A 23,245-nucleotide genomic window follows, 5' to 3' on the forward strand; every position below is an offset into this window, starting at 1 on the left:
ACGTTCATGAGTATATGCTCCGTTTAGTATTGTCTTAATACCATGGAGGGCTTGCGGCTGGCAACCTGCCAGGCCAAAGCCGCCACTGTGCACCAACAAATGGCGAAGGTAATGGCTGCTGCCAGCAGGTAAAGCCAGGGGCTTTGGGTTACCCGGACACTAAAACCGGCCAACCAGGCATCGAGCGCCAGATAGGTGGCCGGGATGGCCAGCATAGCGCTGATGGCCATTAGCTTCAGGTATTCATTAGCCAGCAGATTGACCAGGTTGAAGGGGCCTGCACCCAGCACTTTGCGCATGGCCACTTCACGTGAGCGCTGCTCAGCGCTAAAGGCAGCCAGACCAAACAAGCCAACGCAGGTCAGTGCTATGGCCAAGGCTGCGAAGATAGCGATGACGGTGCCTTGGCGCTGCTGGTTTTGGTATAACGCCGTGTAATCATCATCCAGCCAGCTTAAGCGGATATCCTGGCGCTGCAAGCGCTCGGTCAGCAGCTGCTCAATCTGCAGCCGGCTTTGCATGGCCTGCAGTGGGTCCAGTTGCAATAGAATATGACCGAAGTGCATCGGCGAACGGCCACATATCAGCAGCAAGGGTTCGGGCTGACGGGTGGCTGCACCCACCTGAACATCGGCAATGACGCCGACGACTGTAACGGTGAGTGCCAGATGGTTCTGCAACAGCCACTGCTGGCCAATGGCATCGGCAGGGTTGTCAAAGCCGGCCCGGCGGGCCAGGGCCTCGGTAATGATACCGGCAGCGGTGGCCTGGTCGTCGTGTTGCTGGTACCAATCGCTTTGGTAATCGCTGCTAAAATCCCGTCCTGCCAGCAGCGTAAAGCCGGCAGTTTGCACGATATTAAAACCGGTGCCCAGCTGGGGAATGGGCGGCAAACTGGTATCCGCGGTCTGGCCCGGTAACTGAATTGACATCGCTTGCGAAATGGTGTCGGTCAGCTGCATATCCAGCAGGCTGGCACTTTGCACCCCTTCAATACGTTGCAGAGCGCTCAGCAGGCCTTGCTGCTCGGCCCAAAACAACTGCTCGTTGGCAATGCTGTGCACCAGCAAGCGGGCGTCGCGTTGATAGCCGGTATCTTGTTGCTGCAGCAGTTGCAGCTGTTGCTGCAACACCGCGGTAGCCACCAGCAGGCCAATGGCAATAGCGCCTTGCAGCACCAGCAGCCCTTTGCGCAGCCAGATGGCGGTGCTACCCCGTTGGAAATCGCCACTCAGCACTTTTTTGGCATCAAAGGCCGAGATAAAAAGCGCCGGGTAAACACCGGCCAGCAGGCCTGTGGTCAGCACGGTCGTAAAAGCCAGACCACCAAAAGCACCCAGATAGCTCAGTGCCAGCGGGCGATTGACCAGGGCACTAAACCAGGGCAGCAGCAGTTCGACCAGGACCAGTGCCAGCAGGCCGGCAGCGGCTGCAATCAGCAGGGATTCCAGCATAAACTGGGCAAACAGCTGCCAGCGACTGGCGCCCAGGGTTTTGCGTACCCCAACCTCTTTGGCGCGCTGACCGGCGCGGGCGGTGCTCATATTGATGAAGTTAATGCCAGCCACCAGCAGCAATAAAGCCGCTAGCAGCAAACCAATATCCACAGTGCTGGCCGAGCCATTGACTTTCATCTCAAAGCTCAAGTTCGAGTGTAGGTGGATAGAGGTTAACGGCTGCAGTTCCAGCGCCATCATGGCCTGGCCTTGATAGGCCTGAGCATTCACCAGCTCGGTAAAATGCGCCAAAAAGGCATCAAGATCCAGCCCATCGGGCAGCTTGACGTAATTGTACACAGTGTTCATTGGCAGAGGCTGCGCATTGACTTCATCACTCAGGCGGCGCAGCGAATTCAGCTGCAGATGGCTCTGGGCCGGCAGCCGGTAAACGGCGGTTATTTGATGGTTGCTGCCATCAAGCTGCAGCTGCTTGCCCAGCACCTCGCTGTGGCCAAACAAGCGAATCGCCTCGTGCTCGGCCAGTGCCAGTCGATTGGGTTGGCTGAGTGCAGCCTGCAGATCGCCGCTTAGCACTTCCAACTGGAAGAAGTCGGTCAGGTTGGCATCTGCCTGGAAAGCATGCGTCATGGCAATTTGCAGCGGCGAGCCTTCCAGTTGGATCAACACCTCTTCGCCAACCCCAGCCAGCCGGGTGACCTCGATGCGGGCATCGAAATCCTGCAGCAAAGCTTTCATGGCTGGGCTGGTCACCGGGAAACGTTGCTCCAGCGGAATAAAGGTTTGCTCCAATCGAAAGGTGTTGCCGGCATCGGGGTGCATCCGGTCAAAGCCTTGCTCGTGTTGTACATAGAGCAAAATCAGCAAGGCGGCGGCCAGGCCAATGGCCAGACCGCCTAAATTCAGTGCCAGGTGGGTTTTATGCCGCAGCACGGCTCGGACGCCGGTGGTCAGGTAATTACCTAGCATGGAAAGGACGTTACGCATAATTCACCTCTGGTGCCGGGGTCAGAGCCCGCTCGCTGACAATCTGGCCATCCAGCATTTGCACCATGCGGCTGGCGTAACGGGCTTCGTGCTCTGAGTGCGTCACCATCACTATGGTGGTGCCTTCCTGATTCAGCTGGCGCAGCATCTGCATCACTTCTTCGCTGTTTTTTGAGTCCAGATTGCCGGTGGGCTCATCGGCCAGGATCAGCGCCGGATTGATCACCAAAGCCCGGGCCACTGCCACCCGCTGTTGCTGGCCCCCGGACAGCTGTAAGGGCAGATGATCGGCACGGTGATCCAGCTGCATCCGCTTTAAAATGGCTTCGACCCGTTGTTTGCGCTCGCCGGCGGCGATGCCCTGATACTGCAGCGGCAGCTCAACGTTTTGAAAAACCGTTAGCTCATCAATCAGGTTAAAGCTTTGAAAGACAAAACCTAGCTGGTTTTTGCGCAGCTCCGCCAGTTGCTTTTCACGGAAGCGGGCAATGTCCTGGCCTTTAAAGTTGTACACGCCGTCGCTTGGGCTGTCCAGCATGCCCAGAATGCTTAGTAGGGTAGACTTGCCACAGCCAGATGGCCCCATAATGGCAACAAACTCGCCGGCTTCAATGGTCAGGTTGATATTGTTCAGGGCTGTGGTTTCCAGCTCTGCGGTGCGAAATACCCGTTGGATTTTTTGTAACTGAATCATCGGATGGTCCTTAGCGTTGTAATTGAATGATATCGGCTTGTTGAAATTCGCGATAGCCGGAAGTAATAACTATGTCGCCTTCACGCAGCCCCTGGCGTACTTCCACCAGTTGGGCACTTTGCCGGCCCAGTTGCACGGCTTGTTTGCGGGCTGTGGCCGTGGTTGGGTCCAGCACATAGACAAAGTGACCACCGCCATCGCTTAAAAAAGGGCCCCGGGCAAGGGCCAGCACCGGGCTTTGCTGATCGTCCAGCTGCAGCGTCAGGTTGACCGACTGGCCGCGTTTGGCCTGCAACTGCTCGGGCAGGACAAACTCAAACTGGAACTGGTTGTTCACCACCCGGCTGTCAATGCGGCTTACCTGAAGCTCCAGTGGTTGCTGCTGCAAGGTAACCCGGGCGGTCATGCCCAGCTGAATGCGGCCCAGATAAAACTCATCGACACTGGCCACCAGCTTGTACTGATCGGGTTGGTCGATTTGGCCCAGTCGGCTGCCTGGCGATCGGGACTCGCCCACTTCGACATTAAATTCGCTCAGATAGCCGCTGATCGGCGCCCGTACCAGCAGGTTCTGCACATTTTGCCGGGCAAAATCCAGATTGCGGCTCAGCATCTCGACGCTTTCCGACAACTGCTGCAACTGCAACTGACGAATGGTTTCTTCCTGCTGCTGGCGCTCGTGCGTCAGCTGCAAGCGGTTTTGTTGATAATGCAGCTCTTCGGTCAGGTTGTTCAGATGCTCCTGAGCCAGCACGCCCGTTGCAACCAACGGCTCACTTTGCTGCAAATGCCGTGTTAGGGTGGCAATGCGAAACTCAATATCCAGCACATCGCGCTGCAGGTTGAGGCGGTTGGTTTCAATGGTCATCTGGGTATTGCGCAGAAAGTTCATCTGCTCGGTGACCTGCGCTTCGCGGCTGATTAGATCAAGCTGCAGCTGGGTATTGGTCAGCTGCACCAGCGGCTGGCCTTTTTCAACATAGCTGCCTTGCTCCACCAGGCGCTGCTCGACCCGGCCGCCTTCGATCACATCCAAAAACACGCTGTGCTGTGGCAGCACGGTCGCGCGTAGCGCAATGCTTTCCTGCAGAGGCTGCGGCTGTACCACAGCGGTACTGACAGAACTCATTGGCAGCTGCAGCTGCACCGAGGCATTGGCCTGGCTCTTGCTAAACCACCATAAGCCAGCGCTAAGCACTACAGCGACAGCCAGCAACCAGTAAGGGCGTTTCGAGCGGCGGCTAATTTTTTTATCCATGGTCACACTCCGTTCAATAGCATTGGCTGGATAAATACAAAGGCCATGCCAAATTAAATGCTTAATAAAAACAAATGCTTAATATTTATTGTCACGGAAAAGTGTCCGCTACTGGTACAGCCGACTGTCCGAAAATGAACACTTTCGTGTTGCGGGGTTCTGCTGTGACCCGGTTGGACGTTATCCGCCTCTTGCACGGGCCAGCCGTTTTGTTTAGGGTGACGCTTACGTTTTGCTAACACCCGATGCGATTCAAAGACGATGAACAATGCAGCCACAGTGCTCGTGCTGGACGACAATACCGACTTACTGACGGCGGCCAGGCTTTGCCTGAAACCTTATTTTGCCAAGGTGCTGATACTGCAGGATCCCAGCCAACTGCAATCCTGCCTGCAACAGCAGCCGGTGCAGTTGTTGCTGCTGGATATGAACTTTCAGCGGGATGTCAGCAGTGGCGAAGAGGGCATTTACTACTTGCAGATAGCGCTCAAATGCCAGCCGGATCTGAAGGTGGTGATGATGACCGCCTACGCTGAGTTGCCGCTGGCGGTGCGGGCCATGCAGTTGGGTGCCTGCGATTTTATTGCCAAGCCCTGGAGCAACGAGCAGTTGCTGCGTACCTTGCAAAAGCACAGTGGCGCGCAATCAAGCAACGACAAGCAGGGTGCAGCCCCGGCACAAGCGGTTTTAGCACAGCCCACCGTGCCGATGCTGGGCCAAAGTGCTGCCATGCAGCAGGTGCAGCGGCTGATTGAAAAAGCCGCTGCCACCGAGGCCAATATCCTGCTGCTAGGGGAAAGCGGGACCGGCAAGGCGCTGGCGGCTGAAGCCATTCACCAGGCATCTCCCCGCCGGCAGGGGCCTTTAGTCACAGTGGATCTTGGCGCGGTGCACAGCAATTTGTTTGAAAGTGAGCTGTTTGGCCATAAAAAAGGCGCCTTTACCGATGCCAAAAGCGATTACAGCGGCCGTTTGCGCCAGGCCAGTGGCGGCACCTTGCTGCTGGATGAGCTGGGCAATGTACCGCTGTCGCTGCAGGCTAAATTGCTGACGGCGCTGCAAAGCCGGGTGGTGGTGCCGGTTGGCAGCAGTCAGGGCCAGCCGTTTGATGCCCGGCTGATCGCCGCGACCAACGAGGATTTGCTGGCAAAAGTAGGGCGGGGTGAGTTTCGGCAGGATTTGTTGTACCGCATCAATACGGTGGAAATTTGTTTGCCACCACTGCGCGAGCGCGAGGGGGATATCCCGCTGTTGCTGGACTGGTATCTGACGTTTTACAGCGACAAATACCAGCAAAGCGGCCTGCGCATTCGGCCAAGCGATCAACGTCAGCTCTGCCGTTACCGCTGGCCTGGCAATGTGCGTCAGTTGGCGCATGCGGTTGAGCGGGCTGTGGTGCTGGCCGAGCAGGGCGAGCTGGATTTTAGTCAACTGGAAAGCTCCGCCGGCTCCGCACCTGCCGCTGCTGCTCAAAGTCCGGAGGGTGAAGATTTTATGCTGGGCTCTACGCTCGATTACGTTGAGCAAAAAACCATTGCCCAGGCGCTACAGTATTATCAGGGCAACATCAGCCAGGCGGCAAAGGCGCTGGGTCTGACCCGGGCAGCCTTGTACCGGCGCATGGAAAAATACCAGTTATGACGCGCCTGTTGCTGCCGCTGAGTTTGCTGTTGGGCAGCGCCTTGCTGCTTGGCTGGTTGGGGCTGGCGTTCAATGCGGTCACCCTACTGTTGCTGTTGTTGCTGGGACTGGCTTGCTGGTTGTTGCTGCAACATAGCCGGCACCTGCAGCGGCAAACTTCGTTTTTGTTAAAGGCGCTGGCCAACCAGGATGTCAGTTTCCGCTTGCCGCAGCAGCCCGAATTGCAGGCGTTGTGGCAGCAGGTGCAGCAGCAACTGATGCAGAGCCGCCAGCAAGCCGAGGCCAGGGCGCAGTACCTCAATGCCTTGCTAACCCAGCTGGAAGTAGCGGTGCTGGAGTTCGATCAGCACAATGTGTTGCAGCAGGCCAACCCGGCTGCCGAACGCTTGCTGGGCAGTCCGCTGCTGGAGCAAGCCCGGCAGGGGCTTAGTGAAGATAGCCCTGGCTCCTTGCCGCTGTTGTGGCAAAAGTTGCAGCAACCACAAGCGCTGCAACAAGGCGAGCTGCTGTGGCAGAGCGAAGGGGGCCAGGACAGGCTGGCCTTTAGTCTGGTGCAAAGCCAGCTGCTGGGCCAGCCGCGCAAACTCATGACCCTGCAAAGCATTCAGCAGCAATTGCTGGCGCAGGAAGTGCGCGCTTACCAGCAACTGACCCGTATTTTGACCCATGAAATCGCCAACTCCATCAATCCGATGGTGTCGCTGGCGCAAAGCAGCCTGGCGCTGTTGCCAGCGCCGGATAGCGTGCTGGATGCCGAGCGCCATGCCGACTTGCAACTGGCCAGCAGCACCATTGCCCGGCGTGGTGAGCACTTAAGCCAGTTTATTGCTGCCTTTAAAACCTTGAGTACCCCTGTGCAGGCGGAGTTGAGTGCTGTTAGCCTGGCCGACAGCCTGGCGCGGGTGCAGCGTTTGCTGCAGCAGCAGCTTGCCGGTATCGAGCTTTGCACTGTGCTGCCGGCGGAGCTGCCGCCACTTTGGCTGGACCCGGCGCTGCTGGAGCAGGTGCTGATTAATCTGCTGAAAAATGCCGCCGAAGCGCTGCAGGACATTTCGAAGCCGCCTATGAAGCCGCGGATTGAATGCCGGGCGCATTACCAGCATCCCCACTGGTTGCTGGATATCATTGATAATGGCCCTGGCATTACCGCGACTGCCGCCGAGCAGTTGTTTGTGCCCTTTTTTACCACCAAGGCCAGCGGCTCCGGCATCGGCCTGAGCCTGGCCCGGGCCCTGATGCAGGCGCAGGGCGGCGAATTGCGCTATCTGCCCAGACCAGAGGGGGCTTGCTTTCGGTTGCGGTTAAGTTGAGCTGATGGTTTCCGCCGGGATTATCGGGCACAATTGGTAGCTATCTGCGGCAATGCGGCAGATCTGATCCAATCGCCAGGCCCCGTTTTCGTATAAAAACACGATGTGATCGATACCATTCGAGAGCCAGAGTTGATCGCCGACACGGGAAAACGCATCCATGTATTCAAAGCGTAGGCGTGCCGTGCCGGTGCCGTCGCTACCTCTGAGTCTTGGATAAACAGCAATCAAAGTGTTTATGTTATAGAGGGTCGACGCATTCGCTTCTGGCTGCTCGGCAATTTTCGACTTCAGGTTGGTCGAAAATAGCTGGTTGTAGTCTTCAAATTGCGGAGCATGTTGATGAGCGTAGCGGATCCAGTGGCTGATAACCATGTCACCGGTCAGGTCCCTATTGGTCAATGCGGCAAAGGGTTGGCGCTGATTTTGGCGAAAGCTCTGATGGTAGCTATCGACCAAAGCAATCCCTTCGTCAATTTTGTTCCAGACTGGTGCAAGCCTGGGTTCCACTTCACGTTGGGATTTTATGTAAGCGACCAATTGCTGCCGATACTCAGGCCAGGGTAGCCTGGCTCTGAATTGCGCCATAAATGCATCCCGTTGTTGGCTGAATAGCTCCGACAGTTCCGGGTTATTATTAAAAATGTCCCCCATGTTTTCCTGGATCATTCGCTGCGCTGTAGGCGACACATTGCGGTCTAACAGAGGTGACAGATAACGATCGCTACGGCCACTAAAATAATGATATTCCGTCAGGGTATCATTCTGGTAGGCAGGTAGAGGCTCTGGCAGTGCTTGCTGGTGGATGCCTCGTTGCTGCATTGCGCTCCAGTCCAAGGTGCTTAATTTGTTGCGGTCCAGAATGGCACTCCGATCCTGTGCCACCAATTTGCTCAGCTGCTCCTCTATCCGTGCTGCAATCTTATGGACTTCAGGGTGTTGCATTAGATAACGGTACTCCTGATAGCCGCAGTGAGCCGGGCAAAGTGCAGCCGCTACGGTACTGACAAGGCCAAGCTCCAGCTTCTCAGCTTGCAGATGGCTGAGGCCATACAGCAGATGATCCATTCGCGCGTCTCCATCGGCAATGTACAAGCCAATTCTTGAATTACTGAATGGGTGTATGAAGGTGCCTAATGCTTTCCGGGATAGACATAAGTAAGGGCTGTCACTGCTCACTGCATGCACTTGCCGTCCTGCATAAACAGAGAGTTGGTAGGTTTTGAGAAAATCAGGAATGATGACTTCGATTTTATGTTCGCATGGCTCATCAGCTATCACCGTGGTGCTAAATAGCAGACTAAAAAAAAGCAGGCAAGGAAATTCCATAAAGCAACTCTGGATGTTGAATTCGAGGTTTTTAGTAATTGTAAAGTAACAAATCTTTATTACCGAAACTAGAGAAAAGTTATCTTTTGTTAAATATCAATTGAGCAGATGATATGGGATGTATCTTGGTAGGCCGAAAGCTTTGGCAAAGCTAACGGCCTGAAGTCGATGGCTATTGCCTCAGGATTGAGGCAACAAATAACGCCCATGAAAACGTAGATGGTCTTCAATAAAGCTGGCGATAAAGTAGTAGCTGTGATCGTAGCCTGGCTGAATGCGCAGCTCGAGTTCGGAGCCGCTGATGGTGCTGGCGGCCAGCAGGGCTTCGGGCTTGAGCTGCTCGGCCAGAAACTGATCGGCATCGCCCTGATCAACCAGAATGGGCAGTGTCGCTTGCTTCTCTGCCAGCAGTACAGACGCATCGAAGTGCTGCCAGTGGCTTTCATCCTTGCCAAGATAACCCGTCAGCGCCTTTTGGCCCCAGGGGCAATGGATGGGGTTGCTGATTGGTGCAAAAGCCGAGACCGAGCAATACCGGCCGCTTTCCCGCAGTGCAATCACCAAAGCACCATGGCCCCCCATCGAGTGGCCGGAAATGGAGCGTTGGGTACTGAGTGGCAATTCGGCCTCAACCAGCGCCGGCAGCTCTTTGGCGATGTAATCGTACATCTGGTAGTGGCTGGCAAAAGGCGCTTCGGTGGCATTGACGTAAAAGCCTGCGCCCAGGCCAAAATCATAAGCTCCTTCCGGGTCATCCGGTACCTGGTCGCCACGGGGGCTGGTATCCGGGATCACCAGGGCAATGCCAAGCTCAGCGGCAACCCGCTGAGCACCGGCTTTGGCGGAGAAGTTTTCATCGTTGCAGGTAAGCCCTGATAGCCAGTACAGCGCTGGTACGTCCTTTTGTCCGGCCTGTGGTGGCAAATAGACGGAAAACTGCATCCGGCAATTCAGCACTTTGGAGTCGTGGGCAAAGCGCATCTGGCGGCCGCCAAACAGCCGCTGATCGCTGATTTTTTCTAAAGCTGGCATGCGCAGCTCCTTAAAAGTGGATCACGGTGCGAATCGACTTGCCTTCATGCATCAAATCAAAGGCTTCGTTGATCCGCTCCAGTGGCAGCGTATGGGTGATAAAGGTATCCAGCTCGAACTCACCGGCCAGATAGCGCTCCACGTAATCCGGCAACTCAGAGCGGCCTTTCACCCCGCCAAAGGCAGTGCCACGCCAGACCCGGCCGGTCACCAACTGAAACGGCCGGGTGGATATTTCCTGGCCGGCACCTGCCACGCCAATAATCACCGATTCACCCCAGCCTTTGTGGCAGCACTCCAGCGCCGAGCGCATCACCTGCACATTGCCGATGCACTCAAAGGAGAAATCCACACCGCCATCGGTCATCTCTACGATCACCTCCTGAATCGGCTTATCGTAATCCTTCGGGTTAACCACATCGGTCGCGCCCAGCTGCTTAGCGATAGCAAACTTGCTTTCATTGATATCGATGGCGATGATGCGGCCGGCTTTGGCCATCACAGCACCGATAATAGCTGATAGCCCAATGCCACCCAAACCAAACACCGCCACGGTATCGCCCGGCTGTACCTTGGCGGTATTCATCACAGCGCCCATACCGGTGGTAACGCCACAGCCCAGCAGACAGACTTTTTCCAGCGGTGCGGTTTTGTTGATTTTGGCCAGCGAGATCTCCGGCAGCACGGTGTACTCGGAAAAGGTCGAGGTGCCCATGTAATGGTAAATCGGCTTGCCGTCTTTGGAGAAGCGGCTGGTGCCATCCGGCATCAGGCCTTTGCCCTGAGTCGCCCTGATGGCCTGGCACAAGTTGGTTTTGCCGGATAAACAGAACTTGCATTTGCCACATTCCGGGGTGTAGAGCGGAATCACATGGTCACCGACCGCCACCGAGGTTACGCCTTCACCGACGGCTTCGACAATACCGCCACCTTCGTGACCCAAAATTGCCGGGAAGACGCCTTCCGGATCGTCGCCAGACAAGGTGTAGGCATCGGTATGGCAGACGCCGGTTGCGACAATGCGTACCAGCACTTCACCTGCCTGGGGTGGCATTAAATCAACTTCTTCGATGGAAAGTGGCTGGCCCGGGCCCCAGGCCACCGCCGCACGGGTTTTAATCGGTTGCATACTCTGTTCCTGTAATCATTGCTTTATTGTTGTGCTCTAAGTCTAGTGCATTGTAATTTTTTCTGATTGCAGGATAATCTGGCTATTTATCAAATTAGTTTTGCATATATGCAATAAAGAGGGGCAATGAGTGACTGGCAGGGCATCAGTGAGTTTGTCGCCGTGGCGGAGCGGCACAGTTTTACTGCAGCGGCCAGGCAGCTGGGCTGTTCGGTGGCGCAAGTCAGCCGCAATGTGGCGGCGCTGGAACAGCGACTGGGTTTAAAGTTGCTGTTTCGCTCGACCCGCAGCGTCACCCTGACCAAAGAAGGCGAGTTGTATTTGCAGCATTGCCGGCACCTGGTCAGCGGTTTGCAGGAAGCCAATCAGCTGCTGGCTGATTTTAATCAGACCCCGCGGGGCCGGTTGCGCATTACCGCTCCAGTGTATTACGGTGAGTACCGGATTGCGCCTTTGTTGCATCAGTTTTTAGGGCATTACCCGGAGCTGGAGCTGCAATTGCAGCTTAGCAATGAGCGGCTGGATCTGATCCAGGGCAGTTACGATTTGGCGATACGATTGGGGCAGCTGGAGGACTCCAGCCTGATGGCCCGGCGCTTAACTTCCCGGCAGTTGCACCTAGTGGCTGCACCCTCCTATCTTGCCGAGGCGGGAACGCCAAAAAGTTTGACCGAGTTGCAACATCATTCTTGTTTACCAGGTACTTTGGATCACTGGCGGTTTCAGGAAGCAGGCAAAGCGGTCAGCTTCCGCCCGCGGGGCCGGGTGCAGTGCAACAGTGGTCTGGCTTTGTTGGATGCTGCCCGCTGCGGCCTTGGTCTGGTGCAATTGCCGGATTATTACCTTGGCACAGCGCTTGAGCGTGGGCAATTGATTGAAGTCTTGTCAGCGTTCAGGCCCAAACCTGAAGGGATCTGGGCCTTGTATCCGCAAAACCGTCATTTGACGGCGAGAGTGCAGCTGCTGATTGATTTTCTGTATCAGCAGCTGGCGATTGATGTGAACTAGTTGGCCGCTTCCAGCACTGCTTGCTGGGTATGGGGCTGTCCAATCACATCATGGAAGTAGCTTTCTTGCAGCCAGAAAGGCCGCTGTGGATCATTGGCCAAATCCAGCGCAATGTTAAAGTTGATTTGGGTGAAAATGGCGCCGAAATCGTAGCGGATAGGGCCATACTCCCGGGTTAAATCGGCAATCGAATCGGTCGGCTTATGGTAATGCTTGGCAAAGAAGCTGCCCCAGATGGCGGCGGCATCTTGTTCTGGGTCCTGCGATTCAAAACCAGTCATTAAAAACACCGCCGGAATGCCCTGACGCACTAGCGTGTAGTGATCAGAGCGGGTGAAAATGGCTTGCTCCGGCATTGGATCCGGACTTAAGCGAATGCCTTCACGGGCAGCGGCACGCTCCACCACTGGGCCAAGTGAGGAATGGTTGGCACCAAAGGCAATCAAGTCAGCAAACGGATACAACAGCACCGGCATGTCCATATTGACGTTGGCAATCAGGTTCTCAATCGGTCGGGTTGGGTTGTGCGCATAGTAATCCGCACCCAGCAGGCCTTTTTCTTCTCCGGTCACTACCAAAAACAGGATAGAGCGTTTCGGTGCTTGCTCCAGCTCGGTAAACATGCGGGCAGTTTCCAGCAAAATAGCCACACCGGCGGCATTGTCCATGGCGCCATTATTCACCCGATTGTCGCTGCGGACATCCTGGATCATGCCGATGTGATCCGAGTGCGCCGTCAGTACCACGTATTCATGACGCAGAGTTGGGTCTGATCCTGGTAGCACAGCGACCACATTAGGGCTGGTGATGTCTTCATGGGTCGACTGGCGGCTTAAAGTCGCGCTGATATTCAGTGCAAAGCCTGCCGGCATTTCTTTGGCTTCAAGTTGTTCGAAGATGGCGCTAAGCGGTGTTTCTGCCTGGGCAAACAGGGCCTCGGCGGCTTCATGATGCACATAAGCACCACCACGCAGTTGGCGTTGGACACCCCCTGGCTGCCCATCGCTGTCCAGCCAACGCATCGATGGGGTGTTCAGATACAAGATGCTGTTGGCGTATGGCCTAACCGCTTCGCGTTGAGGCGTGTGAATGGTAATGATACCCACAGCGCCTTGCTCGGCGGCAAATCGGCTACGCTCACGGCCCAAATGCGCCGCTTCTTCGCTGGGAATATGCTCTGGCAGGCCTGGCAGCATCACGGCGATTTTACCGTCCAGATCCAGTCCCTGGTAATCGTTGATGCCAAACTCTTCGGATATCAGGCCATAGCCAACAAACACCAAAGGGGCGCTAACGCTGGACTCGGTGGCCACCGGGTCGGCACCGCTGAAAAAGGCTTTCGGGTAGGGCAATGCCTGATCGCCATCGGCCGTATGCAGCACCATGCGGGCACTGTTGGGTACTAAGCGGCTGCTACGCAGTGGTACCCGTTGAAAAAAAGTGCCGTTATCGCCGGCCGGTTGCAGGCCAAGCGCCTGCAATTGCGTGGCAATGTACAAAGAGGCGATTTCATGACCGCGGCTGCCGGTATCACGGCCTTCCAGTTCATCGGATGCCAGAAACAGCATATGGCCTTCAATGGCCGCAGCACTGGCCAGTGGCTCGGTGCGATCCATGGTGGATACCGCACTGCAGCCAAGTAACAATAAGCTGGCGGCAACAACAACGCTTAGATAATTCATAACAACAAACCTGGTTGAATAGTCGGGGTTTTTATACGCAGAAAGGCGGCGAAAGACCAGCCAAAATCGGTCAATCGCCAGACAGTTACGCCTGATAACGCGGTGTGGCTGCAATAGCCGCCAGCAGTTGGTGGTAATCGCTGATGGCCGGGTATTGCTCAATCTGGCGCAGCGCCTGCTGGCTGTCCGGGTTAGCTACCGCCAGCAAGTGGCGGATGCCAAACTCCTCAGCGGCCTGCAGAATGGGTAGGCTATCATCCACAAACAAGGTGCGCTCAGGGTCAAAGCCTAAGCGGTCCTGCAGCTTCTGCCACAAGGCCCAGCTTTCCTTGGCGACACCAAATTCATGGGTAGAGATCAACTGCTCAATGTATTTGGCCAAATCGGTGCGTTCAATCTTCAGCGACAGGCTATCCGGGTGGGCGTTGGTCACCAGCACAATATGACGACCGCTGTCTTTTAACGCCGACAGAAATGCCGGTACGTCGTCGCGCATGCGGATTTTATCCATCACTTCACGCTTCAGCTCGGTGATCGGTAGTTGCAGTCGTTTGCCCCAGTAATCCAAACAATACCATTCCAGCTTACCGGTCAATTGGGCGTACTCGGCCTGCAGCTCGGCTTTGGCTTGTTCCGGCGTGCGGTTGGTCAGCTGAGCCCAGCGCCTTGGCAAATGTTCCAGCCAGAAATGATTGTCAAAGTGCAAATCCAGCAGGGTGCCATCCATATCCAGCAGGACGGTATCAATTTGATCCCAGTTCAGCATCGTTTTTTCCTGTCATTCGTTTTATCATGGGGCAAAGCAGAGTGTTGCACAGGCAACAGCCGCCTGGCGGCGCTATTGTAGCAGAGGGAAGCGAATGGCTGAATCGAAGCAGACAAAACAACCACCAGAGATCCTTAATCAAGAAGTGGTGGCGCAAAGCCGGCTGTTTAAAATTGAGCAACTGCAACTGCGCTTCAGCAATGGCGAAGAGCGGCTCTATGAACGGATGCGCGGCAGTGGTCGTGGTGCTGTGATGGTAGTAGCCATGCCTGATGCAGAGCACTTTTATCTGGTCCGGGAGTACTGCGCCGGAACCCACGACTATCAACTGGGCTTTCCCAAAGGCCTGATCGATCCGGGAGAAGATCCTCTGGCGGCCGCCAACCGCGAATTAAAGGAAGAGATTGGATTTGGTGCCAGGCGTTTGATCCCATTAAAATCTGTGGCACTGGCTCCAGGCTATTTTAATGCTACAATGCATATAGTGCTGGCGCTGGATTTGTACCCGGAGCAACTGGCCGGTGATGAACCTGAACCATTGCAGCGGGTAAGCTGGCCCCGGCACCATCTGGATGAGTTGCTGCAGCAGGTTGATTTTACCGAAGCCCGCAGTGTAGCCGCTCTTTTTCTGGCAGACGCTTACCTGGCAAGGAATCCCGATGTTTTTGAGCTCACTGCTTGAACCGATTAAAACGGCGGCCAAACAGGCCGGCGACCGGCTCTGGCAGCTGTACCAAAGCGGTGACTACCAGCAAGCCACCAAAGACGATCAAAGTCCGGTGACCACGGCCGATCTGGCTGCGAATGACATCATCATGCAGCACCTGCAGGCGCTGACACCCGATATTCCCATTATCTCTGAAGAAGTGCAGTTGTTGCCATTGGCAAAGCGCCAGCACTGGCCGCGCTATTGGCTGATTGATCCGATGGATGGTACCCAGGAGTTTGTTGCCCGCAGCGGTGATTTTGCCGTCAGTATTGCATTGGTCGAGCATGGCTGGCCGGCGCTTGGGGTGATTTACTGGCCGAAAGAGCAGGTATTGTATTACGCCACCCGGGGCCATGGTGCTTTTAAGCAAAAAGGCTCTAAAATCCGCCGTATTCAGGTGCATCAGCACCAACAACCCGAACCGCTCAGGGTGGCGGTCAGTCGTCGTCAGGCGCGTGAACCCATCGAGCAATTGCTGCCCGATGGCCAGCAGGTGGAGTACATTCCACTCGGTAGTTGCTCCCTCAAAAGCTGCCTGGTCGCCGAAGGCGGTGCCGATTGTTATGTCCGGCTTGGCCCGACCGGGGAATGGGATACCGGCGCCGTGCATATTATTGTGGAAGAGGCGGGTGGTAAGATCCTCGATAGCAGCTTTGCGCCGCTCAGTTACAATCAACGCGAAAGTCTCGCCAATCCCAACTTTGTGGTGATGGGCCAGGCAGCTTTGCCCTGGCCAGAATTGATACAGCCGCAGTAAACTTTCACCGCTTGCAACAAAAAAACAAGCATGCTTATGCAGCAAAACCGCATAGGCCGCGGCCTGCCTTGGTTGGCGCTGATTTGGCTGCGATCAAAACCTATCTTTTTAACAGCAAAAACGGTATTATGCACGAGTGTTTTTTAGGCAGCTGAGCTGCCGGCACACTGAAAGATGAACGTTGAAGTCCGCCTAGAGACTGCACCCTACACCTACAGTACCCTTAGGAGCCTACATCATGTCCGATTTGGATCTGAGCCAATACGGCATCACCGATGTCACGGAAGTCGTATATAACCCCAGTTACGACCAGTTGTTTGCGGAAGAGACGCGTGCGGATCTCGAAGGTTATGAGCAGGGGAAAGTGACCACCCTGGGCGCCGTAGCCGTGGATACCGGTATTTTTACCGGCCGTTCCCCAAAAGATAAATACATTGTCCGTGACGACACCACCCGCGATACGTTGTGGTGGGCAGATCAGGGCAAAAACGACAACAAGCCGATTTCGCCGGAGGTCTGGGCCGATTTAAAGGGCTTGGTCACTAAGCAGTTGTCTGGCAAGCGTTTGTTCGTGGTGGATACTTTTTGTGGTGCCAACCCGGATACCCGTTTATCGGTACGTTTTATCACCGAAGTGGCCTGGCAGGCGCATTTTGTCAAAAACATGTTTATTCGCCCAAGCGATGATGAACTGAAAAATTACACACCGGATTTCGTGGTAATGAATGGTGCCAAATGCACCAACCCGAACTGGCAGCAGCATGGCCTGAATTCTGAGAACTTCATTGCCTTTAACCTGACCGAGCGTATCCAGCTGATTGGCGGTACCTGGTACGGCGGCGAAATGAAAAAGGGCATGTTCTCGCTGATGAACTACTACCTGCCGCTGCAAGGCATAGCTTCGATGCATTGCTCTGCCAACGTCTGTGAAGATGGCAACGTGGCGGTGTTCTTTGGCCTGTCCGGCACCGGCAAAACCACGCTGTCGACTGATCCAAAGCGCAAGCTGATCGGCGATGACGAGCACGGCTGGGACGACGACGGTATCTTCAACTTTGAAGGCGGCTGCTACGCCAAAACCATCAATCTGTCACAAGAAAACGAGCCGGATATCTACCAGGCTATCCGCCGTGATGCCTTGTTGGAAAACGTCACTGTGCGCGCCGATGGTACTGTCGATTTTGACGATGGCTCCAAAACCGAGAACACCCGGGTCTCTTACCCGATTTACCATATCGACAACATCGTTAAGCCAGTCTCTAAAGCAGGCCATGCCAAAAAGGTGATCTTCCTGACCGCCGATGCCTTTGGTGTATTACCGCCGGTGGCCAAGCTGACCAAAGAGCAAACCAAGTACCACTTCCTGTCTGGCTTTACCGCCAAACTGGCCGGTACCGAGCGGGGCATCACCGAGCCAACCCCAACTTTCTCCAGCTGTTTTGGCGCGGCTTTCTTAAGCCTGCACCCCACCAAGTACGCTGAAGTGCTGGTGAAGCGGATGGAAGCAGCTGGTGCTGAAGCCTACCTGGTGAATACCGGTTGGAACGGTACTGGCAAGCGCATTTCCATCAAAGCCACCCGTGCCATCATTGATGCCATTCTGGATGGCAGCATTGAGAATGCCGAGTTTATGCAGCTGCCGTACTTTAATCTGGCGGTGCCGACGCATCTGCACGATGTGGAAGACGGTATTCTGGATCCGCGTAACACCTATGCTGATGCAGCTGAGTGGGATGCCAAGGCGAAAGATTTGGCGCAGCGCTTTATCAACAACTTCGAGAAGTTCACCGACAACGACGAAGGCAAAGCCCTGGTTGCGGCCGGCCCGCAGTTGTAAGCGGTTCGCTTTGATGAAAAAACGCAGCCTGGAGGCTGCGTTTTTTATTGGTTTTTTTCGAGAAAAAGCGATGCCCGTAAGCACCGCTTTTGTTATTGCAGCAATTAATCCAGCTGGGTTTTCAAACCACGGCGAATTAACAATGCCTCTGTGGTTGGCTCCTGGCCACGGAACTTGATGTAGGACTCCATTGGCGGCCGAGAATTACCCACTTCCAGAATGTGCTTACGGTAGTGATCACCGTTCTCACGGGTTAACCCCCCCTGGCTTTGCACATAGGCAAAGGCGTCGGCTGCCAGAATTTCACTCCAGATGTAGGCATAGTAGCTGGCAGAATAACCGCCGCCGATGGAGTGGTTAAAGTAGGTCGACTTGTAGCGTGGTGGTACCGCCGGCATGTCTACACCGTACTTGCTAAGGGCAGCAGCTTCCAGTTGCTCAACATCCTGCAGTGGTGCATCGGCACCCAGCATATGCCATTTCATATCAATGAAAGAGGCTGCAATGTACTCCAACGTATCAAAACCCTGGTTGAAGCTGCGGGAAGTCATCACTTTTTCCAGCAGTTCAGCCGGGATCGGCTCACCGGTTTCATGATGTTTGGCGTAATTGGCCAGCACTTCCGGGTGAGCAGCCCAATCTTCCTCAAAGGTAGACGGGAATTCGACGAAATCACGGGATACAGCGGTGCCTGCCAGGCTTGGGTACTTCACGTTGGAGAACATGCCGTGAATGCCATGGCCCAACTCGTGGAAAATGGTGGTGGTGTGATCGTAACTGATCAAGGTTGGTTCGCCTTCCGGTGCTTTTGGAATGTTCATCACATTCACTACCACCGGCTTGGTGCCTAGCAGGTTCGATTGCGTCACAAAAGCACTCATCCAGGCACCGCCACGCTTGCCTTCACGAGCAAAGTAGTCGGCGTAGAAAATCGCCAGGCTGGTGCCGTCGTGATCAAACACCTCGTAGGCTTCCACATCCGGATGGTACACCGGCAGATCTGGCCGTGGCTCGAAACGAATACCGTACAGGCGGTTCATGGTGTAGAACGCGCCGTCGTGTAGTACACGGTTGAATTCGAAGTACTGTTTCACTTCGTTTTCATCCAAATCGTACTTTTCCTGGCGTACCAGCTCGGCGTAGTATTCCCAATCCCATGGCTGCACTTCAAAATCACCGCCATGACGACGGATCATTTCCTGAATATCAGCCTGCTCCTGCTTGGTATTGGCAACCACGGCTGGCACCATGCTGGTGAGCATATCCAGCACATTCTGAGGGTTCTGCGCCATGGTGTTTTCCAGCTGGTACTCGGCCCAGTTGGCGTAACCCAGCAGCTGGGCACGCTCAGCACGGATTTGCGCCAGGCGTGATACGATAGGTCGTACATCATGGTCACCGGCAGTGCCGCGGAACGCGGAAGCTTCCCATACCCGCTGACGCAGTTCGCGGTTATTCAACGACGTCAGAACAGGCTGGCGGGTGGTATTGGTGATGCTGAGCAGATACTTGCCTTCATGGCCTGCTGCGGTGGCAGCATTGGCTGCGCTACGAATTTGGCTATCGGATAAACCATCCAGTTCTTCGGCGCTATCAACAATCACAGCGATTTCGCGGGTGATTTGCAACTGCTTCTGTGAGAACTCGGTGGTCAGGCGTGAGTGCTCTTCGTTCAAAGCACGGATTTTTACCTGTTGCTCTTCGGTTAAGGTAGCACCGGAGCGTACAAAGCGATCGTAGTAGATGTCGAGTAAACGGGCCGACTCTGCATCCAGACCCAGTGATTCGCGCTGATTGTAAATCGCCTCAATCCGGGCGAATAAAGCCGGGTTTAGATTGATGTTGTCGGAGTGAGCGGCAAATTTAGGGGATAATTCACGGGCAATCTCACGACGCTTTTCATTGCTGTCAGTACCAGACAGGTTGGAGAACACCCGGGATACCCGACCCAACATCTCACCACTGCGCTCCATGGCAACAATGGTATTTTCAAAAGTAGCGGCTGCTGGATTGTTGGCAATGGCCTCAATCTCCGCCATGTGCTGTTTCATGCCAGCTTCAAAGGCGGGCAGGAAATGACTGTCGTCAATCAGGCGAAAATCCGGTGCGCCATACTGCAGTGCAAAAGGCTGGAAGAATGGATTGTCGTTGGTTGCATCCACCATGGCCTCCACAGCGGTATCGGCAGATAAGTCGGCTGGGGTGCTTGGTTGTTCAGAGCAGGCACTGAGCGTCAGTGCTGCACCAATTGCAGTAGCAATCAGGGTCTTGCGCATAATGGGTCTCCTTCGGGGCGAAGTATAGAGTGCATCGTTCTAGTTTTTAGTACCTGCCCAAGCATACCTATGCAAAAGGCGAGCAGGTGATCTGCCTGAGTATGCCAAAAAAAAAGGCAGAAATCATGTTTTACCGCTCATCAGCAGGCGTTGTGAGCTTAACTGCGGGTTTTGCATAACCACTTAACGGCAAGGTGAGATAAAAACAGCTGCCATGTGGCTGTATCGGCTGGTAGCCAATATCACCATCCATCGCCTGTATCAGTGAGCGGGCGATGGCAAGGCCAAGACCAGAGCCTTGCTTTGCCTTATTATCAGCACTGTCGGCTTGGGCGAATTTTTGAAACAGGGAAGGCTGAAAATGTTCCGGCACACCAGGGCCCTGATCCCGCACCTCTAACCGCACTTTGTTACCATCCAGACTAAGTCGCAGCAGCACCGTGCTATCACGTGGTGCATACTTGATGGCATTGGAGAGCAAGTTGGTGATGACTTGCTGCAACCGCAATGGATCTGCCCGCACCTGCAAGTGATGATCACGTGTTTGCAGTTTTAGTTGCAGTCGGCTCTCTGTTGCCAACGGTTGGTTTTGTTGCAAACACTGTTCAACCAGTTCAGCCAGTGCGATAGGTTGCAGCTGAAATCGCATTTTGCCCGCTTCGAGCTTTTCTATATCCAGCAAATCATTAATCAGTTGGGTGAGATGATCACAATTATCGTAGGCTGTTTGTAGCAATTGTTTGGTCTGAGGACTCACGGATCCCATCACCCCACCCAGTACCAGACCAATACTACCGTTAATGGCTGTTAGCGGGGTACGCAGCTCATGGCTAACGGTGGAAACAAATTCGTTTTTCAGCCGATCGACCTTATGCTGCTCGGTCATATCCCGCAGCAAAATGACATTTTTAGTCAGCTGGTTGAACTCGATTTCAGAGCGTGACAGCTCCAGTGGGAATGGTTGATCAAAGCGGTTACGCCCCCGGGTTTTCACCACTTTGCCTGGAGTAGTTGTCGCCAGCAACAGTTGCTGTTGTTGCTGTGGATCATCCAGCAAGGATGACCAATGCACCCCTTCCAGTTGCTGCATGCTCAGGCCAAAAATATCGGCTGCTGCCTGATTGATACGCTCTATATGGCCATTGGCATCGGTAGTGATAATGGCATCGGCCACGTTGTCCATCACCGTACTCAGGTATTGTTGCTGTACCTGCAGCTCGCGGCTGGAGTGTTGCAATTGATGACGCGAGAAGGTCAGCCAACTGATCAGGGCCAGTAACAACAAGGTCACTGAATAACCAACCAAGCGGATTTCCAGGGTGCGGCCTTTCAGCGGATCGGTGGAGCGAATGGCCAGCTGCCAATGGGCCCCACGAATGGTGAGATCCAGCAGTAAACTGTCGTCATAAAACAAGGCATTGTTACCGAAAAAGCTATCACTGTAGCTGGCAGCATCCAAGCGGGCGCGCAGAGCTGCTTCAATGCCATAACGGTCCATGATCAGTTGCAGTTCCTGCCACAGCTCGGTTGGGTCCACCACGATACTGATAATGCCCCAGTACTGGTCATCAATAAAAACCGGCAAACGGTGAATAAAACCGATACCACCCTGCAGCAGTTGCACCGGGCCAACCAGCAGTGCCTGCCTGCTTTCAATGATGGCTTGCACTGCAGGCCATTGCTCGGGAATATCCGGGTAGTACAAACCTATAGCGGCTTCATTGCCCTCAATAGGGTACACATACGTCAGTCGGTTATCGGGGGCGACACCAATATTGCGGATGTACTGACCCAGTTCAACCAACTCTGGCAGCAGCACATCAAACTCAGTAGCCGAGACCTGACCTTTATTGGCCTGGACATAGGCAGACAAACCAAAAGTTAAATACAAAGCGCGGTTTAACTCGGTTTCTAAAAATGAGCGTAGATGACCAGCATTAGCGACCTGCTGCTCCAACTGCTGGCCTTTAGCATAAGCAGCATCCTGCCTTACCAAATTCTCGGTAATCAGCACACAAGCCACTAAACATAGCAGTAGTAACAGCCACTGCCAGTAAGACAGCAGTTTTCCGGATGTATCCATGCAGGCTCCGATAAGATACTGTTTTATAGCATAACGGTTTGCCGCTACTTCGCAAAGCAAAGCCCTTATTTTACCGCATAAATCCTTTTGGAAGCACACCGGGAACTGATCGCCTGAAAAATGCGCAGCCCAGCAATAGACTTCGCTCCAAAGGCTGTCTATAATGCACAGCTTGTAACCCAGCGTTGCAAAGCACCCGTAGCTCAGCTGGATAGAGCGCTGCCCTCCGGAGGCAGAGGTCTCAGGTTCGAATCCTGACGGGTGCGCCATAAAAATCAACCACTTACGCGAAAGCTAAGTGGTTTTTTTGTTTTATGTGCCACGATTGTGCCACGATTGTGCCACGGTCAAAAAACATCCCATCAAAATCTCAGATTTTTGACCTCTGCTCGAAATACTGACCGTATAGCTCTATAAAAATGCATTCTTGCGAGCAATTAAAACACATACCGCTTAACTTCTGCTAAATTCGCATAAACTGGTTTTCCTCTGGTATCTTCAGCTGTTGCTTACACCGCACATTGGTAATGTAATGCCATCCGGCAGCAGCATGTGCTTTATGCGATTTAAAAACTGTATGTGCATCCATGGGCTATTGAAGTCATCAGCTGCACCATGTGCAGTAAGGTTAAAGACCACCCTCTAAAGCCATGCTGGATTTTTGAATGATGCTTTTTTTGCGTATCTGCGTTGTTCATGTACACAAGCACTACTAGATGCTTGCTTTGAGCTAAAACTGCGCGGGGCATCAAGGTATAAATAACAGGCATTTCAGCAGTTAGGGTGGTATTACTCAGCAAGCTATCAGACCGTTTGATGCTTAGTTTTTCGCTGGTTGTGCTGTCAATACCTCGGCCAATAGCAGTCACAGAACAATGATTATGTTTAACCGAGCTTTGTGTTACCGAAAGCAGAGCTGAACATCTGGTTTTATGCTTCGTAGTAGGAGTGACAAATGAGAGAAAATCGGCGAGCATTGTTTTTACATTCATGGCTGGGTCTTGTTAGGTTGAGTTTTGGCGAACGATCAGATCGGGAACTGTAGTGATGTTCCCTTCCCACTTAATTTTATGTCTTAACTCACCCATTTGTGGGGATACCTTAGGTACAGAAACGCACAAGTTTGTTTGTTATGGTAAGTGAGTCATAAGTTTTTATGACTTGTAAATTTTTATAGAATATCAGAAGGCTCTTTATGTCTCTAATTACACAAATCGGTCAACTCGAAGAGCTTAATATCCTCGATAAAAAATGTCTCAATCAGATACTTCGTCAGGATAAACATCAGAT

Annotated in this window: 17 protein-coding genes and 1 tRNA gene; 7 read left to right on the top strand and 11 right to left on the bottom strand. The window is 54.0% G+C overall.

Translation table 11 applies throughout. The features are described from left to right. Positions 1–23 precede the first annotated feature (23 nt). Genes QWY20_RS12395 through QWY20_RS12405 form a run of 3 tightly spaced genes read right to left on the bottom strand, consistent with a single transcriptional unit; the run spans position 24 to position 4,396 of the window. Positions 24–2,444, bottom strand: coding sequence for an ABC transporter permease (locus tag QWY20_RS12395; RefSeq protein WP_330129323.1), 2,421 nt, complete (start codon positions 2,442–2,444; stop codon positions 24–26). Continuing rightward, positions 2,437–3,138, bottom strand: coding sequence for an ABC transporter ATP-binding protein (locus QWY20_RS12400; RefSeq protein WP_330129324.1), 702 nt, complete (start codon positions 3,136–3,138; stop codon positions 2,437–2,439). Before QWY20_RS12400 ends, QWY20_RS12395 begins: the two co-directional genes overlap by 8 nt. 10 nt (positions 3,139–3,148) lie before the next feature. Beyond that, on the bottom strand, positions 3,149–4,396 hold the full coding sequence (locus QWY20_RS12405; protein WP_330129325.1) for an efflux RND transporter periplasmic adaptor subunit: 1,248 nt from the start codon (positions 4,394–4,396) through the stop codon (positions 3,149–3,151). Positions 4,397–4,657: 261 nt separating this feature from the next. Between QWY20_RS12405 and QWY20_RS12410 the strand changes: the two genes are divergently transcribed. Both QWY20_RS12410 and QWY20_RS12415 read left to right on the top strand, forming a co-directional pair. After that, on the top strand, positions 4,658–6,037 hold the full coding sequence (locus tag QWY20_RS12410; RefSeq protein ID WP_330129326.1) for a sigma-54-dependent transcriptional regulator: 1,380 nt from the start codon (positions 4,658–4,660) through the stop codon (positions 6,035–6,037). Beyond that, positions 6,034–7,347, top strand: coding sequence for a sensor histidine kinase (locus QWY20_RS12415; RefSeq protein WP_330129327.1), 1,314 nt, complete (start codon positions 6,034–6,036; stop codon positions 7,345–7,347). The genes QWY20_RS12410 and QWY20_RS12415 overlap by 4 nt, the downstream gene beginning before the upstream one ends. On the opposite strand, the gene QWY20_RS12420 is transcribed toward QWY20_RS12415, so the two are convergent. The 3 genes from QWY20_RS12420 to QWY20_RS12430 all read right to left on the bottom strand — a co-directional run bounded on the left by QWY20_RS12420 (position 7,339) and on the right by QWY20_RS12430 (position 10,837). Continuing rightward, positions 7,339–8,415 (bottom strand): hypothetical protein, encoded by a 1,077-nt coding sequence (locus tag QWY20_RS12420; protein WP_330129328.1) that lies wholly within the window; start codon positions 8,413–8,415, stop codon positions 7,339–7,341. The genes QWY20_RS12415 and QWY20_RS12420 overlap by 9 nt on opposite strands. Before the next feature lie 441 nt (positions 8,416–8,856). Then, positions 8,857–9,708 carry an S-formylglutathione hydrolase gene (gene fghA / locus QWY20_RS12425; RefSeq protein ID WP_330129329.1) on the bottom strand — a complete coding sequence of 284 codons (852 nt, stop codon included), beginning with the start codon at positions 9,706–9,708 and terminating at the stop codon, positions 8,857–8,859. Between the two features lie 10 nt (positions 9,709–9,718). After that, positions 9,719–10,837 (bottom strand): S-(hydroxymethyl)glutathione dehydrogenase/class III alcohol dehydrogenase, encoded by a 1,119-nt coding sequence (locus QWY20_RS12430; RefSeq protein ID WP_330129330.1) that lies wholly within the window; start codon positions 10,835–10,837, stop codon positions 9,719–9,721. A 126-nt stretch (positions 10,838–10,963) separates the two neighbouring features. Here QWY20_RS12430 and QWY20_RS12435 point away from each other — a divergent pair, with 126 nt between their 5' ends. Next, positions 10,964–11,845 carry a LysR family transcriptional regulator gene (locus QWY20_RS12435; RefSeq protein WP_330129331.1) on the top strand — a complete coding sequence of 294 codons (882 nt, stop codon included), beginning with the start codon at positions 10,964–10,966 and terminating at the stop codon, positions 11,843–11,845. Here QWY20_RS12435 and QWY20_RS12440 read toward each other — a convergent pair. Both QWY20_RS12440 and yrfG read right to left on the bottom strand, forming a co-directional pair. Further along, complete coding sequence (locus QWY20_RS12440) at positions 11,842–13,527, bottom strand: M28 family metallopeptidase (protein WP_330129332.1); 1,686 nt, start codon at positions 13,525–13,527, stop codon at positions 11,842–11,844. The two genes, QWY20_RS12435 and QWY20_RS12440, sit on opposite strands and share 4 nt — an antisense overlap. A gap of 85 nt (positions 13,528–13,612) precedes the next feature. Beyond that, positions 13,613–14,293, bottom strand: a complete 681-nt coding sequence (gene yrfG / locus QWY20_RS12445; RefSeq protein ID WP_330129333.1) for a GMP/IMP nucleotidase — start codon at positions 14,291–14,293, stop codon at positions 13,613–13,615. Between the two features lie 94 nt (positions 14,294–14,387). On the opposite strand from yrfG, the gene nudE reads away from it, so the two are divergent. From nudE to pckA, 3 genes are all read left to right on the top strand, one after another. Further along, positions 14,388–14,975, top strand: coding sequence for an ADP compounds hydrolase NudE (gene nudE, locus QWY20_RS12450; RefSeq protein WP_330129334.1), 588 nt, complete (start codon positions 14,388–14,390; stop codon positions 14,973–14,975). After that, positions 14,953–15,759 carry a 3'(2'),5'-bisphosphate nucleotidase CysQ gene (gene cysQ / locus QWY20_RS12455; RefSeq protein ID WP_330129335.1) on the top strand — a complete coding sequence of 269 codons (807 nt, stop codon included), beginning with the start codon at positions 14,953–14,955 and terminating at the stop codon, positions 15,757–15,759. Before nudE ends, cysQ begins: the two co-directional genes overlap by 23 nt. Before the next feature lie 238 nt (positions 15,760–15,997). Then, positions 15,998–17,596 carry a phosphoenolpyruvate carboxykinase (ATP) gene (gene pckA / locus QWY20_RS12460; RefSeq protein WP_330129336.1) on the top strand — a complete coding sequence of 533 codons (1,599 nt, stop codon included), beginning with the start codon at positions 15,998–16,000 and terminating at the stop codon, positions 17,594–17,596. A 104-nt stretch (positions 17,597–17,700) separates the two neighbouring features. Here the strand turns inward: pckA and QWY20_RS12465 are convergent, their stop codons facing one another. Both QWY20_RS12465 and QWY20_RS12470 read right to left on the bottom strand, forming a co-directional pair. Then, positions 17,701–19,872 (bottom strand): M3 family metallopeptidase, encoded by a 2,172-nt coding sequence (locus QWY20_RS12465; protein WP_330129337.1) that lies wholly within the window; start codon positions 19,870–19,872, stop codon positions 17,701–17,703. A gap of 130 nt (positions 19,873–20,002) precedes the next feature. Then, positions 20,003–21,955, bottom strand: a complete 1,953-nt coding sequence (locus tag QWY20_RS12470) for an ATP-binding protein (protein ID WP_330129338.1) — start codon at positions 21,953–21,955, stop codon at positions 20,003–20,005. 192 nt (positions 21,956–22,147) lie between these two features. Here QWY20_RS12470 and QWY20_RS12475 point away from each other — a divergent pair. Then, positions 22,148–22,224, top strand: a tRNA-Arg gene (locus QWY20_RS12475). 297 nt (positions 22,225–22,521) lie between these two features. Here QWY20_RS12475 and QWY20_RS12480 read toward each other — a convergent pair. Further along, positions 22,522–22,947: a hypothetical protein gene (locus QWY20_RS12480; protein WP_330129339.1), complete on the bottom strand. Its 426-nt coding sequence runs from the start codon at positions 22,945–22,947 to the stop codon at positions 22,522–22,524. Positions 22,948–23,245 lie beyond the last annotated feature (298 nt).

This window comes from Alkalimonas cellulosilytica (genome assembly GCF_036325985.1).
Classification (GTDB): domain Bacteria; phylum Pseudomonadota; class Gammaproteobacteria; order Enterobacterales; family Alteromonadaceae; genus Alkalimonas; species Alkalimonas cellulosilytica.